At 31.2% G+C, this 16,009-nt stretch carries 20 protein-coding genes; 17 read left to right on the top strand and 3 right to left on the bottom strand.

Translation table 11 applies throughout. The features are described from left to right. The first annotated feature begins 15 nt into the window (after positions 1–15). The 8 genes from LL038_RS05995 (at position 16) to LL038_RS06030 (ending at position 4,574) form a co-directional block, all read left to right on the top strand. Positions 16–480, top strand: a complete 465-nt coding sequence (locus LL038_RS05995) for a recombinase family protein (protein WP_268056070.1) — start codon at positions 16–18, stop codon at positions 478–480. Positions 481–528: 48 nt separating this feature from the next. Beyond that, positions 529–741, top strand: a complete 213-nt coding sequence (locus LL038_RS06000) for a hypothetical protein (protein ID WP_253199860.1) — start codon at positions 529–531, stop codon at positions 739–741. A gap of 205 nt (positions 742–946) precedes the next feature. Beyond that, positions 947–1,834, top strand: a complete 888-nt coding sequence (locus LL038_RS06005; RefSeq protein ID WP_216121387.1) for a hypothetical protein — start codon at positions 947–949, stop codon at positions 1,832–1,834. Between the two features lie 407 nt (positions 1,835–2,241). Next, entirely contained in the window at positions 2,242–2,433 is a 192-nt protein-coding gene (locus tag LL038_RS06010; RefSeq protein WP_216121385.1) for a hypothetical protein, read from the top strand. Between the two features lie 322 nt (positions 2,434–2,755). Continuing rightward, positions 2,756–3,328 carry a hypothetical protein gene (locus LL038_RS06015; RefSeq protein ID WP_253199859.1) on the top strand — a complete coding sequence of 191 codons (573 nt, stop codon included), beginning with the start codon at positions 2,756–2,758 and terminating at the stop codon, positions 3,326–3,328. A gap of 100 nt (positions 3,329–3,428) precedes the next feature. Then, a complete protein-coding gene (locus LL038_RS06020) occupies positions 3,429–3,656 on the top strand; it encodes an RWP-RK domain-containing protein (protein ID WP_216121383.1) in 228 nt (75 codons plus the stop codon). A 280-nt stretch (positions 3,657–3,936) separates the two neighbouring features. Further along, a complete protein-coding gene (locus LL038_RS06025; protein ID WP_216121381.1) occupies positions 3,937–4,302 on the top strand; it encodes a hypothetical protein in 366 nt (121 codons plus the stop codon). A gap of 38 nt (positions 4,303–4,340) precedes the next feature. After that, a complete protein-coding gene (locus LL038_RS06030) occupies positions 4,341–4,574 on the top strand; it encodes a hypothetical protein (protein WP_268056007.1) in 234 nt (77 codons plus the stop codon). Positions 4,575–5,088: 514 nt separating this feature from the next. Here LL038_RS06030 and LL038_RS25510 read toward each other — a convergent pair. From LL038_RS25510 to LL038_RS25520, 3 genes are read right to left on the bottom strand one after another with little or no spacing between them, the layout of a single operon-like run. After that, positions 5,089–5,562 (bottom strand): transposase, encoded by a 474-nt coding sequence (locus LL038_RS25510; RefSeq protein ID WP_216170727.1) that lies wholly within the window; start codon positions 5,560–5,562, stop codon positions 5,089–5,091. 11 nt (positions 5,563–5,573) lie between these two features. After that, a complete protein-coding gene (locus LL038_RS25515) occupies positions 5,574–6,173 on the bottom strand; it encodes an IS110 family transposase (RefSeq protein ID WP_326493439.1) in 600 nt (199 codons plus the stop codon). A 47-nt stretch (positions 6,174–6,220) separates the two neighbouring features. Then, the gene (locus LL038_RS25520) at positions 6,221–6,385 is read right to left on the bottom strand and encodes an IS110 family transposase (protein ID WP_216128253.1); all 165 of its coding nucleotides are present in this window, start codon (positions 6,383–6,385) and stop codon (positions 6,221–6,223) included. Between the two features lie 408 nt (positions 6,386–6,793). Here LL038_RS25520 and LL038_RS06040 point away from each other — a divergent pair, with 408 nt between their 5' ends. The 9 genes from LL038_RS06040 to LL038_RS06080 all read left to right on the top strand — a co-directional run bounded on the left by LL038_RS06040 (position 6,794) and on the right by LL038_RS06080 (position 15,986). Then, a complete protein-coding gene (locus LL038_RS06040) occupies positions 6,794–8,119 on the top strand; it encodes a phospholipase D family protein (protein ID WP_216126614.1) in 1,326 nt (441 codons plus the stop codon). A gap of 44 nt (positions 8,120–8,163) precedes the next feature. Next, positions 8,164–8,631, top strand: a complete 468-nt coding sequence (locus LL038_RS06045; protein WP_216126617.1) for a hypothetical protein — start codon at positions 8,164–8,166, stop codon at positions 8,629–8,631. 82 nt (positions 8,632–8,713) lie between these two features. After that, a complete protein-coding gene (locus tag LL038_RS06050; RefSeq protein WP_216126619.1) occupies positions 8,714–9,700 on the top strand; it encodes a hypothetical protein in 987 nt (328 codons plus the stop codon). Positions 9,701–9,917: 217 nt separating this feature from the next. Further along, entirely contained in the window at positions 9,918–10,466 is a 549-nt protein-coding gene (locus tag LL038_RS06055) for a SecY-interacting protein Syd (protein ID WP_216126621.1), read from the top strand. A gap of 2 nt (positions 10,467–10,468) precedes the next feature. After that, complete coding sequence (locus tag LL038_RS06060) at positions 10,469–11,485, top strand: hypothetical protein (protein WP_216126623.1); 1,017 nt, start codon at positions 10,469–10,471, stop codon at positions 11,483–11,485. Positions 11,486–12,057: 572 nt separating this feature from the next. Next, a complete protein-coding gene (locus tag LL038_RS06065; protein WP_216171803.1) occupies positions 12,058–12,693 on the top strand; it encodes a Type 1 glutamine amidotransferase-like domain-containing protein in 636 nt (211 codons plus the stop codon). 782 nt (positions 12,694–13,475) lie between these two features. Further along, the gene (locus LL038_RS06070; protein WP_375293041.1) at positions 13,476–14,165 is read left to right on the top strand and encodes a response regulator transcription factor; all 690 of its coding nucleotides are present in this window, start codon (positions 13,476–13,478) and stop codon (positions 14,163–14,165) included. A 121-nt stretch (positions 14,166–14,286) separates the two neighbouring features. After that, a complete protein-coding gene (locus LL038_RS06075; RefSeq protein ID WP_216126627.1) occupies positions 14,287–15,213 on the top strand; it encodes an ABC transporter ATP-binding protein in 927 nt (308 codons plus the stop codon). Continuing rightward, positions 15,210–15,986 carry an ABC transporter permease gene (locus LL038_RS06080; protein ID WP_216126628.1) on the top strand — a complete coding sequence of 259 codons (777 nt, stop codon included), beginning with the start codon at positions 15,210–15,212 and terminating at the stop codon, positions 15,984–15,986. Before LL038_RS06075 ends, LL038_RS06080 begins: the two co-directional genes overlap by 4 nt. Positions 15,987–16,009: the final 23 nt, after the last annotated feature.

Consider the following 16,009-nt stretch of genomic DNA (forward strand, 5'->3'; position numbering starts at 1 on the left):
CTTGAAGAAGATGGAATTCCAAACTGGAACGGTAAAGCAAAATGGTATGAAAACAGCATTAGAAAAATGCTAAGTAATGAGAAATATAAAGGGGATGCTTTACTACAAAAGACCTACACTGTAGATTTTCTTACAAAGAGGAGAGTTGATAATAATGGAGAAGTTCCTCAATACTATGTCGAAGAGAGCCATCCTGCAATTATAGATAAGGAAAAGTGGGAGGCTGTGCAGCTTGAGATGAAGAGAAGAAAAGCTTTTGCAAAACAATATAACATAAGCGAAATTGATTATGCCACAGCAAATAATCCTTTTGCAGGAAGAGTTATTTGTGGAGCCTGCGGTAGTACCTTTGGTAGAAAGGTATGGAATTCTACAGATGAAAGATTACGAAGAGTAGTGTGGAGGTGCAATAAGAAGTATGAGGTGAAAGGAAAAAAGGGCTGTGGGAATAAGCATATAGATGATAAGATTCTATACTAAGCATTCATAAATACCTTCAATGTCATAATTGAAAATAAGGCTTACTTCATGGAGAAGTGGAAGGCAGAGTCGCAGAGTGAAAATTTGCTTCGAAGGTATAAAGCTGATGAGTTTATTAAAATGATAGCTGAGGCAGAGCCAATAAAAGAGTTTGATATAGATATTTATTTCAAGATGATCGAAAAAATGATTGTTTTTGAAGGAAATAAAATTATTGTAACTTTGCTTGATGGGACTGAAATAGAAGTTTTAATTAAATAAGGGATTTAAATAGGATAGTTGGATTGACCTTGAACAACTTTTTGTTTTTTCGAATATATATTTATGGTTTGTTATAATTTGTATATTGTACGTAAATCTTGGTGGTATATAAGAAATTTTTGGGTGAATGTCTGAAATAATATGTTATATTATAATCAGAGATGTAGTACAAATCATAATATTGATTACTTGAGAGGGGAAAAAGATGATTGATTCTATTGAAAAGTTTTTGCAGGAAGAAAATCCTGCTTTGTATGATTTTAAAAACCAATTTCAAAACCCAAATGAAGATAATGATAATAGTATTCGCAAGTATTTTCTATATAAATTGTATTCTAGAGATTGCGATAAATGTCAGTTGGCGTATGACATATATAATAGACTTTGGGGATGGCCATTGGAAGTGAATTACAACTATAGATTGGTTAAATTGAATAATAGTAAGGTATTATTAGGAACTGAAACTATTAATTCATTTTGGACAACTTATAAGGTTGTATTACAGACTTTTTATCATGATTATAAAGATGAATTTCATAATCAAAACCCCGATAAAGGCTATCGCGCTCAGGGAAAAGTATTATATGAGTGGTTATCAAATAAAGAACAGATTAAGGAAGTAGAAAAAAAGATTATAGATAAACAGGGTGAATTTAAAATATATGAAGAACTATGTAAATTTTCTCAATTAACACATTCAATTGGAAATTTCACACTCATTCCTGTTGGATTTAATGCTGTAAAAGGAACAAGATGGGATGTGCAAGATTATTTTGATTTATTTCTAGATAAATGGAAAACAGGAGAGTGGATGATAGATCAAAATAAGTTTAAGCCATATTTAAAAAAATTTCTGTTAGAAGATTATTGTCCAAATAATGAAATCATATCATTGTTTAAGAATGTTAATAGGCAAGGTAATCAAAAGATCGATGGGCATTCAGAAATTATAGATAAAACGTCAATAGATGAGGGTAAAAAGATATACAGTATTAAACCCAGCGATAATGAAGAGTTGTATAATTATCTATATAATGTAAATCATCTTATTGAAGAAAGAGGAAAAAAGATAGTAGAAAACTTAAAAAAGTAATATTAAAGAATTTAAGGTACCATTGCAAAGCCAAAGTGCTGTAATGGTTTTTTTTACGTCAAGAGGTGATTAACTATTTCTGAAACTTCTGTGTTAAAGGTAAAGTGAACCTAAAGTTTTATCAGTATATGATTATTGTCTATGGATTTTCGGAGGATGAAGTTGAAATGTTAAATGATTTTATGAATCGAGAATACCTTGCCATAATTGGATATATTGGTGGAACTGGAAGGGGAAACGGTATATCTTGAAATGTAAAGAAGTATAAAGGTGATGCTTTACTGAAAAAGACCTACACAGTAGATTTCCTCACGAAGAAGAGAGTTGCGAATAATGGAGATGTTTTTCAATACTATGTTGAAGAGAGCCATCCTGAAATTATAGATAAAGGAAAGTGGGAGGCACAGATGCAGAGTGAAAATTTGCTTCAGAGGTATAAAATTGGTGAGTTTATAAAAATGATAGTTGATGCAGAGTCAATAAACGAGTTTAATTTGGAGTTATACTTTAAAATAATTGAGATGATGATAGTTTTCGAAGAAAATAAGATTATTGTAACTTTGATTGAGGGTACACAGATTGAGGTTTTAATTGGATAGAGGACTTTAATGGGGTCAGTTGGAGTGGATAATTTCACTTTGACTGTTTTTTGTTTATAGGATTAAGTTTATCAGAACAATCTTGAGAATGATGTAACTTAGATCTTTAAAGAAGTAAATGAAATGTATGAAACTTTCACTAAGTGGAAATAAATGATTATGAGTAACTACTATTTTAGGAGTGATATTTAATTATGGAGTATATATTACAAAACACTGATATTTTTGATAAGAGATTGCTGATAAATTCAACATAATTATTGAAAGTAGCAAGGATAATTTTATTAAAGGAAGTGTCTATAAATTCACTGTAAGCTTTCATGTGAAGTTATTAGATGATACGAGATTTGAGGGATTTAATGTTCCGGTTCCAAGTAAGACAAATAAAGGTACAAAAAAGGATGAAATTTATGAAGTAATGAGTTTTCAACTGAGAAGGTTAGAGAAGGTTCTTAATGAAAATGGTGCAGAAGTATCCTCGACAACAATTCAAGGAGAATATTTAGACTCTGAGAACATCATAAAAATAGTGATTTGTGAAGATACTTCAGAACGTAAATTTATGGGAAGGGGTAAGAGCAGAAAGAGTGTGAAAGTTAGTTCTATAGTGCCAAGAATGCCATTCACACAAAAAAATGTTACGAAACTTGCATCGGAAAGATTAAATAATATATTCATTAACTTTATAGCTGTAATTAGGGATAAAAAGTTAATGTCAGAAATATTAGAAATAGAAGAAACTGAGGATGATGGAAAGCTATTTAATGCTTTTAATAAGCAGTATGGAGAGTTATGGCTGGCTACTAGTGAAAGAGAAAAGGAACTTTTGGAACATTTAAAGAAAAGAAGCTTGATTGTGATTGAGAAGTACAATGAGAAAGAAAACAAAGCATAATAGTGAACTTCCTATTTCATTGTAACTTTATTAAAATTGAATATAAGTAAAGTGTATAGATACCTTGTGATATAAATAGATTATTTTAAGAGGTGATTTTATGGATTTTATGGATTTTAGATATGTTTCAGGCAACGAGAGGGAAAATTTGTACAAAGAAGTTTTGACAGAGCCAATGACAACTGTAGCTAAAAGGTATAATATGTCTGACAGTGTGTTAAGAAAGAATTGTAGAAGGTTAGGGATACCTCTAGCAACTAGTGGATATTGGTCAAAAATTAAAGCTGGTAAGAAGATTGCAAAAGACCCTTTGCCAGACGTATATTGAATAATAAAAAAATATGTCCATGACTATGTAATTAAATTAAAAGATGATATAAAAAAATAAGTGATGATGAATTGATTTCCGATGAGGAATTAAGTTTATTAAGTACAGAGACAGTTAAATTTATTAGGGATAAATGTTCAAAAATACAGGTAAGAACGCAGCTTAGAAATCCACACCGGTTGATTATAGAACATAAAGAAGGTATTAAAAATAGAAAAAAAATAAGCAAAGATGTAAAGCCGGTGAATATAAGTTTATACAATTTTAAAAATATAATAGTGTGGATAGAGGAAATGAACCTATTCTTCCAATATATGTTTCAAATTTTAATATAAATAGAGCCTATAGAATAGTGGATTCTCTTATAAATACTTTAGATGAAATGGAAGGACGTATTTTGGTTAGAAGAATATCAGAAAAGGATATTGGTGGATTTCTTATAATGCATACTATTTTTTACTTTGAAGTTGAAGAAGAAGTTAATAAGGTAAAAGCAAAAAAACGGATAAGTGAATCAAAAAACATTTTGGTAATGTCAATTAAGGCAGAGGGTTACTTAAATAGTAATATAGTAGAGCAATTGATGAACTTGAGGATAGAAAGCAGGATAGGAAATGGGAGGAGGAAAAGAGACAACGTCGCTTAGAGAAAATGCGAAAGGGGGAATTGGAAGAAGTAAAATTTTTGGAACAGGCTGTTTCTGACTGGAATAAAGCACAAATGATAAGAATGTTTGCTGAAGACATGGAAAAAGAACTGAGTAAAGTCGTAGATAATGCAAAGAAAGAGAAAATATTAAGATGGTTAGAATGGTCAAGAAATAAAGCAGACTGGCTAGATCCTTTAACTGCTAAGGAAGATGAGCTACTTGGGAAAAGTAAACATATATTTGATATAATAAATGAGGATAACATTTAAATAATTATTTATAGGGTGAAAGGGCTTAAATAGAATTGCAATTGCATGAAATCTTCTCTGAGATATGGCGGGTTTAGCTTGAATTTATTAATTGCATAAATGTATGAGTCCTAAGAATTTCGAGTCCCTCATTACCATAATGGGTATCTTTTACACAAAAGTTTGAAATAAATCAAATAAATGCGCACCCCCTATGGAGTTGAATTAAGGAGTGTGCATTTTTAGCGTGGGAGGATAACCGTAAATTAGCTGAGCATTGAAGAATGATATTAATATAACATATGTTGTCGTAAATAATAAAACATTGCATTTTATGTAATAAAATAGTAATGTATATTGTGATATAATAATTAAAATTAAGGCCCCAAAACTATTCGTTTAAGATTAGACTAGCTAGTTAAAGTCAACCATTTATTATAAATTTGTTTTGAGCTATTTAGATTAATTTTGTGCACAACAAAAAGATCGTTTCGAAAGACGAACGATGGTAAAAAAAGGGAGGTAATAAAATAAATTAGGCAGCTATAATAGTTTTATTCTCTAAAAACATTTTCTGGTGTAGTTTTGGATCTCTAACTTGGTACTCTTCTTGATTTCTTAAAACAGCAAACAGATATTTAATAAGCTTGTGCATAACTGCAACTAAAGCGACTTTTGCCTTTTTACCTTTTAGGTTTTCTTTATAGTATTTAAGTAAAACATGATTTGTGGCTTCTCCATTACGCTTCATTCTAATGGAAGCCAAAGCAGCTGCATATAGAGCTCTTCTGCCAAATCTTGTTCCACGTTTAGATATTTTAACTTTATCGCCCTTAAAGTTACCAGATTCATTAACAGCAGGATCGACTCCGAAGAAAGCCACAAGCTGTTTTGGAGTAACAAATTTATCAATACCACCAATTTCAGCTAATATCGTTATTGCAGTATTATATCCAATACCTGGTATAGACATTAACAACAATATATTTTTGCGGAAAGTAATGGACATTTCATCACTGTCTATAAAACATTTAATCTTTTTAAAAGCGTAGCTATTTCAGTATCAATGGCTTCATAGATTGCTATAGAAGTAGTAATAGACACTGACAACCATGGTGATGTTAAACTAACAAACTGAGCATTTTCAGATGCCTCTACGAGGTTATCATATTTTTTTTCAGCCCACTTAATGCCTTTTCTTGAATTAAGCAATATATCTATGATATCTTGTTTTTGAGCTGAAATAACTTCCTGCGGAGTAGGATATTTTTTTAAAATTTTAATTGAAACTAATCCACAGGTGTTAGAAAATACTTTTTGATATCCACTAAAAGATATGTACAGAGAATTACTAAGTTTCTTTTTAAATCCGGATCTAGTATCAATAAGTTTATAGTAATCGCGTACTAATAACTTTAATGTGAAAATTTCAATATCGGAATCAGATGAAACTTTGATATCTTGGAACTTTCCTAGTTGTGCAATAGATAATGCGTCATTTCTATCATTTTTCACTTTTCTTATGTTCTTATTTTTGTTACAATTAGTAACAAGAGGATTAATAACGAAGGTCTCAAACTTCTTATCCTTAAGAAAGTGGAAAAGTGTTAGATGATACACGCCTGTGGACTCCATAAAGAACACAGGTGTTGTGGAAAACTCTCTTTTTATGCTTTTTTTATTTGCTCAATTAAGTAGTTAAAACCAAGGGCAGTATGAAAGAGTTTAAAAGGTTTTCTATACTGACTACCATCAGGAGCAAGGATTGAGGCAAAAGAGAATTCAGAAGCAACATCGATGCCTACTACAAGACTATTTAGGTTTTTTGACATATATAACATCTCCTTTTTTAAAAGTGAGATAGAGTAGAGATTCCACTTCTATCAATGAGGCTGCAACCTCGTTTGTGACACGGGTAGTTCCAAAATTGGAAACCCAACCAGCTAAAACACAGAAAACTCACTGATGGAATGATACGCTAATTTACGAGTATAGGCAATTACTTACCTCTCAGGAGGAAAACATCTATCTTCTCTAATCAGGAAATATTATATCATTGTGCATTAACCGGTTACCAGTATCCAATATTGGTAATTGACAATAATCAGAATTAAGACGAGATTAATTAAAAGTAAATTATAAGTTGCGAACATTAAAAAAGATATTAGTTATGATATTCGTATTTGATATGACTGATTTGTTATCAATGCTTACAACTACATTATACGAGGAGGAATGATATGTATTACTGGAATAAAAATACTGAAAAACAAACAACTCTAGAGCAAGAGTTATATGGATTAGATTCAGTAAAAGAGATATACATTGGAACAGCCTTCTTTTCCATAGATGGACTTAGAATGCTAAAGGAACTTTCAGAAAAATATAAATTGAAAAAGGATAAAATTAAATTATTTTTGTCGGCAGAATTTACATATGATAAGCCACATAAACTCCTTACAGAATTACTACAAATATGTACTGTAAGGATTTTTTTTGATAGAACATTTCATTCAAAAGTTTATTTGATTAGGGCAACAAATGAATGTAAGTTGATATTTGGTTCTTCTAATTTTACCAGTGGCGGATTTAAAAAAAATATAGAATTTGATTCTATAGAGACCTTGGATAATACTGAGCTGGCAAGCATTGATACGTTCTTTAATTTCTGTGGATTTCGGTCTACTTTAGTTGATGGTGATGTTATAGAATACTACAAAAATAATTTTCAAATAATTGAAGATTTACAAAATACACAGAAAAAGATCAGAAAAAGATTAAAGGGATATATTCATCAAGAAGATGCGTTAGAGGAAGATGATTTGGAAATAGAGGATTTTTATTTTAACTTCGAAGATTATAAAACTTTTTTTGTTCATAATCAAACAAGAAACGATGTAGATATTAGGGAGAGCAGGAAAGTAGTACAAGATAAAATTCTTGCTATACATAGAAAAATATATTCTTCTGTTAAAAAGCTGGGAGTGGAGTGTCATTGGAGACAAGATAATATAACTTCCGGTATAATACCTAGTGTTTATAATAAAGGTAGAGTTGGGTGGATAGGGGTAAGATACGGAAAAACAAAAGCTGAGGTAACGACTCTAAATTTCAATAGTTTCAATGCAGAAGATTTAACAATTGGATTTCAAAAACATGCCTGTTTACAATTTTGCATAGTTCCATCTGGATTTCACATTAATCTATTTTTAGCTGTGAAGCATGGTGCAATTGATAGAGCATATATGCATGAGCATATGAATAAACTGCAGTCAAAAATTGAAGAAGAAATTTCAAAATTAAAAGGCTTAAATATGACTTGGGAAATCTATGATGAAGAGCTCGATGAAACATTTCAATTTAATTTTAATGGTGAAAATGAGATGCCATTTTGCAAATACTTTGAGAAATATGACATAGACGGAAGAGAGTCATATTTAGTAATTTTCTATAAACCTGATAATCCAACGATAAAAAATATTGATGGCATTTGTAATGAAATTATAAAATATATTAAATTACTATTGCCACTGTATAATTCTATGGTTTATAGACCTAAAGTGTAAATAGAAAATAGGTATTATATGTCAATTATATAGGGGGAGAATACATGAGATATAGACATTCAGCTGGATTTGGAAAAAGAATTGAATATTACATTATTGGTCTTATGCTGAAAGAAGGATTAGATTGCTACATGCCTCTTGTTGATGCTGATGGTATTGATGTCGTAATAAAAAAATCAGATGGTAGTTTTATTGAAGTTCAGATAAAGGCACGCTCAAATGATGTTAAGTTTGGTGATGCAGGTTTATTTGCAGGTATGAATCATGAACTTAGAAATAATTATTTTTTTGTTTTTTATTCAGAGCGTATGGAAACCATGTGGATAATGTCTTCTGAAGAATACCTAAGTGAGTGTAACACAAATAAAAATGGAAAAAATGTTGGAAAGAGAAGTATTTGGATTAATGGAAAAAAAAAGAATACTGAAACAAATGAAAGTGAAGAGTATACTAAACCAAGATTCGAAAAATATATTGCAACAGATTTTTCTAAGTTAGATGAAATTTTGTAAATTAATAAAGTTATTACTTTGAGTAATAGTATTTTGCAGGTTAATTATTATAATAGTTGAGATTTGTAATGGAGGGTTAATGATGAATAACTTAGTACCAGAGAATCTAATTAATTCAATTCCACATTTTAAGTCGCAAAGTTCAGATTTACTAGGACTAGATGAAGATTTTTTGAAAAAACAATTACTCTTATCAGAAAAAAATAAGAATATAATGAAATTGTCTCGTGGAGAGGGTAGGATAAATATTTTAAATTCAGTTATTCGTTTACCTAATATTCTTTTTGATTGGGGAGAAAAGTCCATGCATTCTTTTTTTCAAGAGTCTGAGTGCAGAGATTTTTTGGAACCTGATGTAGTTAATAAAGAAATGCTATTCAGGTTGCTTGATTTGTATGGAAAGGATCTTAAATATCATTATAATAAAAACCTTAAAAATTATGCACCTAGTGAGTCTCCAGAATCTATTGCAAATATAATAAGTAATGCTATTAAAAAAATAGATTCGCATAATGATTTACTTATTATTAAAGAGTGGATATGTTATGCATTGCATACAGCTGGAAATCAGGTTTTCAAAGAAATAAGTCCATGGGTCTCGACCTCTATGGGGGGGGACAGGTATAAGAGCGCATATTACTTTGGTGCTGGAAATCGTAGATACACAACATCGGCTAATATGGATGCAGCAGCAATTAAAAAATTTGTAATACTAGATTATTGGGTGCCAATTGTTGACGAAAAATATGAATATAGAAATTCTGACTATATTGGAAATAAGCTAAGAAGTATGGGAATACCCTGGTATCCCAATAGACATAATGAAGTTATGGTTAAATATGCACTATTTCCTCATCAACTAATAGGATATTATAGTTTTGAAAACGGTGAATTAAAACACTATTTTATTAATCATCATTACCTAGAGGAATGGAAAAAAAGTGATAATTTTAAAATTGGTGATTCTGTATATATCGATCAGGAATACGTTAATTTCTCAAGTAACAGCCCTTATAGAGTAATATACTCAAAAGTAGGTAGAAATTTTTCAACAGCTGGTAAAAGATAAAATTGTATAATTTGCGCTGAGGACTACATAAGGGTTTAATTCAATTTATTATATTTACACTATTAATGAAACCAAAGTGATTTTGTAATTAAGATGAAACGGTAGGTTCTACGTAAAGGTACAAAATGCATTTTCCCCCATGAAGTTGAAGTTAGCAGACCAGAATCATGAATTCTTCACAGAAATGGATTTGGATAATTGATAGATAGGAGGAAATATGATGATTAAAGAAGCAATAAAGCAATATTATGATAAACTTGATGATTTGTGGAATCAGAGGAGAAATACTCATCCAAGAGTTCCATACAATAATGAAATGCCTAAAGAAATGTATATAGGGGATTCAAATGAAAGTGGTTATATATCGTGGAAAATCATAGATAATAAAGAGAAAGCCGACTTTAATGAAATACAAAAAGAAATTGGATTAGAATTACATAATGATATAAAGGAATATTTTACTAGTTATTTTTTTATGAAAATGGTAGGGAGTGTTGGAGCGATCATAGTATCTTTTACACCCATTACCCCACTAGTAGATATAAAACATTTTATTATAAAAAGAAACAAAATTGCAAAAGACATTGGACGTAATACTAACTTAATTGAAATTGGTTTAGCTGAAATAGATGGGGTTGATAACTTGTTGCTTTGTATTGATAATAGTACAGGTAAAGTTATATGGTTAGATGCTGAAAAAGATGAGAGTGAAATAATTGCATCATCAATTTATGAACTTATAAGCAACATGGAACCGAGGTGTTAGCTATGGAGAAAATCTATTCTCATATGGGAATAAATGAAGAAAAATTAGGACGGAATAACAGTACAATATTAGATAATGGGAAAGAAATCTTTTACAAGGTAACGTATAGCAAAGAATTAATTGTAAATATGGAGTTTATTGGGCAAGAAAACAATGGGAAAAGCAATGTAAATAATTGTGGATGGAAAAGAGATAGTAGATATTATTTTAAGCAACTTTTAAATAGGCACCCCGAATATTTTAGTGAAGAAAATAAATGGTCATTAGAAGATGGCATATCTCCACTTTGCGATAAGGTGTTTATTGATTATTTTCCAGAGTATAAACCTTTTCTTGGCGATAAACTAATTCATCACCATATTGGAGAAGATGGTCAATCAGTAGCTTTGCCAGCAGGACTTCACATTGGATATGGAATTGTTCACAATGTAGAAAAAGAATTAGGTATCACAAAAAATGCGCATGATTTTTCAGACCTAGTACAATGTAAATATAGTAGTAGTGAAAAATTTGATTGGGAAAAAGATGCAGATGAAATAATGAAAACAGTAATTAATAAGAATTCATCAAATAATGTAAATAGTAAACCAAAAGACATAAGAGAAAAAAGTGGTAAGACAAAGAGTGTGATGAAAATAGATAAGCCAAACATAATTTGGGATATTATACTTAAAGAGGGAATTATCGGAAAGAGCTTATCAAAGGTAGCAAAAAAAGTGGTACCTATACTGGGATTTATGCTGGTACCAGTAATTATTAAATTAATAGAAGGTAAGGATAATATAAATAGAGATGCTCTTAATGAGAATAGTGATACTCAACAAAAAAAAAGAAATGATAGTGGACGTGATGATGGATACAATGAAGAATACACCTCAGATGATGGGTTTGGTGATATAACACATGCCTCGCGAAAGGAACATATTGTAAAGGGGCATCCTCAGCATTACAATACTCTAGAAGGACGAAAATTGATATATAAAGAACCATTTCCACGTGGTAAAGATAAAGATGTTTAAAATTTACTTTTATCTAGATTTAGATAAAAAAGTACTAATTTTTTGAATAAAATTAATAAAGATAAGTAACTAAAAAGTCAGCAAGGTGGTATGTGCGGGGTATATGAGTTTTAAGATAATCAGAAGACCATGTAAAATCAAAGGGTTAAGAAGATACATGGATTCTAGTGAATTTTTACGACCACATCTTACTTAAGGGGGGTACATCTTTACGCAAAACGTATTCTAATGCGTATTAGTATCACTTAGCCACCAAAACACACGTAGAGTGCGTGGTAGGACTATGTCGAATGTACTCTTGAAAGTGGCGGAATTTAGGCATTTATGCGAGTTTTATTCATTCGATAGAGAGAATAAGGGTTATGGTAAACGTAGCACACAGACTGAGGTTACGGTTTGTGTCGCCGTTGGCATTGGGAGTTAAAAACACCGTAAAGTCACAATTTCAAGACTATGTAAAAGTTGTTGACTTGTAATTTCTTGCAGTTTATTATGGATATAATCTCAATAATCATTTGATGGTTGGTTTGAGTGGTTAATTTAGTTAATTTATATTTGTGGAGGGATACGAAATGAAATTATTATTATCAGGAGGCAATGCCGAAGGCGTTGTCACACTTGACGAATTTTTTGCTTCTCAAATTGATTTAAGTCGAACAGTATTATATGTACCAGTCGCTGATAAAGAAACTAATTACGGCCAACGCTTTGAATGGTTCAAACGCACTTATAATAAATATGGAATTTTCAATATAGAAATGTGCATTGACCTGAACAAAGCAGTTATAAGCGATATATACACCGCAATATATATCGGAGGTGGCAACACTTTTAAGCTTTTGAAGGAAATAAAAGAGAGTGGATTTGATAAAAAGCTCATTGATTTTATAAATCGAGGTGGATTTGTATATGGCTTATCAGCAGGAAGCATTATTTTTAGTGAAGATATAACGAGTACAACCTATGATAGTGAAAACACTATTGGCTTTGAAGATTCAACAGGACTAAATTTGGTAAAAGGTTTTAACATTTGTTGTCATTATGGGAATGGGGATTATGATAATACAAACTATAAACGAAATAGGATTCAAGAGTATTCAGCGCAGTCATATGGCACAATCGCATTGCCGGATGGTTGTGCAGCTTATATTCAAGATGATACAATTACTTTTATGGGTAGCGGAGTTGTACTGTTTAAGAAGCCATAACGGTTATCAATATCGTCGTATGTTATAAGCAAACTACCGTTTACATTACACTTTGACTACTTTTATTAAAATAAAAATACTCGACATTTAACATTACAAATTTATGTCTGAAAGTATAGACACATAAGAATGTTGCGTTTCTGATTTGCAAGCTACAACAACTGATTTTACAGATGTTTTAAGAGTTAAAAAATTAGCCCACCGAGGTTTTAACGGTGGGCTTAATCCAGTATCTGCTTAATTCAGTATGTGGTAATATGTTAATAATGAGGGTGTGCACCTTTTAGCGGAAATCCCATACAAATTAGAGATATTAAAATAACAAGCTCCAACAAAAAATCCGATAAATTGTATCAAACTTATAGTTATTAGACATAAAGAAACAACAAGTTTGATACAATAGAAAACCCTTGAATTGAGGGGTTTTCGTGTTTTTGGGGAGATGAAAGAGTAGAATCTTTAGGTTTAGAGATTAAATTTATAGATTTTTATGTTGGACATGCACACCCCTATGAATTTTGAAGTAGGTGTGTGCACTTTTTAGCAGAATTATGATAGGGTGTATAGCAAAGAAATGGGAAGTGAGCCTGTTTGATATAAGTGTTCCAATAAAAATAATAAGAAATATTTTTTAACAGATTACTAGATATATAGTATAATTATCAGATAAATGGAGGAGATATAAAATAATTAAATACATAATTTCATGGTTCAAGAGAAGGAACGATGAACTCATCATATGTGACATCGTGGAGATGGAGATGGCAATTTAGAAAGGATGGATGAAAATGAAATACAAGATACTGATTGTAGAAGATGAATCAGATATAAATGGATTGCTGGCTAAGATATTAGAAAAAGCAGAATACCAGACTGTACAGGCTTTTTCGGGTACAGAAGCAAAATTATTATTAGAAAAAGAAATTCCAGACCTTATTTTACTTGACCTTATGCTTCCTGGAATATCAGGAGAGGAACTATTGCATGATATTAGGGAGAATAAACATTATAATGTTCCTGTTCTAGTACTCTCAGCAAAAAATTCTTTAGGGGATAAAGTATCTTTATTAAAGAATGGTGCAGATGATTACATCACTAAGCCTTTTGAACCAGAGGAAGTGATTGCAAGAGTTCAATCGGCTTTAAGACGTGCAGGAAAAGAATTCAGCTCTAAAAAAATTCTAACATATAAGACTTTACAACTTTATCCTCAATCCAGAAAAGTAACAATTGGTGGAACAGAAATCGTATTAACAGCTCATGAGTATGAAATTCTTTACCTTTTCATGCAAAACCCAGAGAAAGTGTATTCCAGAGAAAGTTTGTATGAATTGGTGTGGCATGGTGGATATTACGGTGAAAATAACACTGTAAATGTTCATGTTAGCAATTTAAGAAAAAAATTAAAAGAAGTGGATTCCGAAGAAGACTATATTCAGACCGTATATGGCATTGGATTTAAACTCCAATAAAAAACTTTATGACTTCTTTAAAAGTTTTTTATGACTTATTAAAGACTGAACTGTTATAATATGTTTGTTCAATGAGGAAATCCAATAATTGATAAACTTATTTTTATATGGAGGCAGATAAATGAATGATTATGTTATAGAAACAAAACAAGTTACAAAGGCATATGGTTCGCTCCTTGCATTAGATCATGTAAATATTCATGTGAAAAGAGGAAGTATTTATGGACTAGTTGGTGATAATGGTGCCGGAAAAAGTACCCTTTTAAAATTGTTAGCTGGACATATCTATGCAACAGATGGAGAAATACAGCTTTTTGGAAAATATGGAGAAAAGGAGTTGGAAAGTACCAGAAAAAAAATAGGGTGCATGATTGAACAGCCTAGTTTTTTTCCCAACATGACCGTAGAACAAATATTAAAGTATTATTGTATTCAAAAGGGGATTCCAGATAGAGAAAAAGTTGATAAAATGGTAAAACTAATGGGTATTACAGAAAAGCGAAACAGTAAATGCAAAAATCTTTCAATGGGGCAAAAACAGAGATTAGGTCTTGCGATTGCCATGATGGGAGAACCACAGCTTTTAGTTCTGGACGAGCCTATAAACGGACTAGACCCTAGCGGTATTATCGAATTTCGTAATTTACTACATCGCTTGAATGATGAAAAGAACATTACAATTCTACTGTCGAGCCACATATTGTCTGAACTTCAACAAATTGCTAGCGCATATGGTTTTTTAAGCAAAGGGATTTTGATTGAAGAAATCTCGTCACATGCATTACTTGAGAAATGTTCGGATTGTATTGAAATTACAGTATCAGATGTGGAAAAATATTCTGTTTTATTGGAAAGAAATTTTCCAAAAGAAACCTACAAAGTTCTTCCAGAAAACAATATTCGTATCGATAGACCACAGGAGCAAGCAGAAGCTTACAGCAAATTAGCTTCTGAAAACGGGATTTATATAACAGGTATGAGAACAATTCAATCTTCTTTGGAAGATTATTATATGGAATTAAAGAAAAGAGGTGAAGAAAAATTATGAATTATATAAAAAGTGAATTTTATCGGGTATCCCACAGCAGAGGTATTTATTGTTTAACTGCAATTTTAGCAATTCTGTCATTTTTGCTGAATGCTGTATTAAGCTGGTTTGGAAGAATGGACGGTATAAGTTTTCGATACGATACAACTTCGTTTTCATATTCAAATTTAGTAGCAAATCCAATGCTTTTTTGTGTTATGGGTGCTGTTATTGGAATTTTTCTCTATGAGGGGAACAGAAAATATGGCAATTTAAAAAATACGATTGCTTTTGGTATTTCCATAACAAAGGTCTTTGCCGGAGAATGTATTGTAGCCACTGCTTCAGCTATCTTTTCTTTGATTATAGTCATAAGTGTTTATATTATAAGTGCAGTTGTTTTTTTGGAACATACAGGCCCCGTAAATCTGATGGATTTATTGACAGAAATTCCAGCCGTATTTTTTATAGCTGTCGCTTCGTTGATTTCGGGAATTGTATGTATAGAAGTATTTGAGAAAGATTCTATAGGAATTATCATTTGGGTTACAATTTGGTTTATTATTCCCAAAATCTTTTTTTACTTGGGTCTTCGTTTTGATATGATTCGCAACATTGCTATGTGGATGCCCGATAATTTTTTTGGTGCAAATGGAATGAGCGTCAATATGTCACAGAGTATTACTGCATGGGGTACGGCAGAAGGAATGGCTAAATGCTTAATGTCCGGCATAATTGGAACCGTTGTTTTTTCCTTAGTGGGTGTCATATTATTGAGAAAAATAGAATTGTAATTTATATGTCTGATTTTGGATAG

The sequence above is a fragment of the Clostridium estertheticum genome (genome assembly GCF_026650985.1).
GTDB classification, from domain to species: domain Bacteria; phylum Bacillota; class Clostridia; order Clostridiales; family Clostridiaceae; genus Clostridium_AD; species Clostridium_AD estertheticum_C.

Coding starts and splice junctions, on each gene's coding strand:
- LL038_RS06005 (WP_216121387.1), top strand. CDS start 947: ATGATTGATTCTATTGAAAAGTTTTTGCAGGAAGAAAATCCTGCTTTG.
- LL038_RS06000 (WP_253199860.1), top strand. CDS start 529: ATGGAGAAGTGGAAGGCAGAGTCGCAGAGTGAAAATTTGCTTCGAAGG.
- LL038_RS25510 (WP_216170727.1), bottom strand. CDS start 5,562: ATGTCCATTACTTTCCGCAAAAATATATTGTTGTTAATGTCTATACCA.
- LL038_RS06010 (WP_216121385.1), top strand. CDS start 2,242: ATGCAGAGTGAAAATTTGCTTCAGAGGTATAAAATTGGTGAGTTTATA.
- LL038_RS06065 (WP_216171803.1), top strand. CDS start 12,058: ATGAAATTATTATTATCAGGAGGCAATGCCGAAGGCGTTGTCACACTT.
- LL038_RS06050 (WP_216126619.1), top strand. CDS start 8,714: ATGAATAACTTAGTACCAGAGAATCTAATTAATTCAATTCCACATTTT.
- LL038_RS06075 (WP_216126627.1), top strand. CDS start 14,287: ATGAATGATTATGTTATAGAAACAAAACAAGTTACAAAGGCATATGGT.
- LL038_RS06020 (WP_216121383.1), top strand. CDS start 3,429: ATGGATTTTATGGATTTTAGATATGTTTCAGGCAACGAGAGGGAAAAT.
- LL038_RS06045 (WP_216126617.1), top strand. CDS start 8,164: ATGAGATATAGACATTCAGCTGGATTTGGAAAAAGAATTGAATATTAC.
- LL038_RS06080 (WP_216126628.1), top strand. CDS start 15,210: ATGAATTATATAAAAAGTGAATTTTATCGGGTATCCCACAGCAGAGGT.
- LL038_RS25520 (WP_216128253.1), bottom strand. CDS start 6,385: ATGTCAAAAAACCTAAATAGTCTTGTAGTAGGCATCGATGTTGCTTCT.
- LL038_RS06060 (WP_216126623.1), top strand. CDS start 10,469: ATGGAGAAAATCTATTCTCATATGGGAATAAATGAAGAAAAATTAGGA.
- LL038_RS06070 (WP_375293041.1), top strand. CDS start 13,476: ATGAAAATGAAATACAAGATACTGATTGTAGAAGATGAATCAGATATA.
- LL038_RS06040 (WP_216126614.1), top strand. CDS start 6,794: ATGTATTACTGGAATAAAAATACTGAAAAACAAACAACTCTAGAGCAA.
- LL038_RS06055 (WP_216126621.1), top strand. CDS start 9,918: ATGATGATTAAAGAAGCAATAAAGCAATATTATGATAAACTTGATGAT.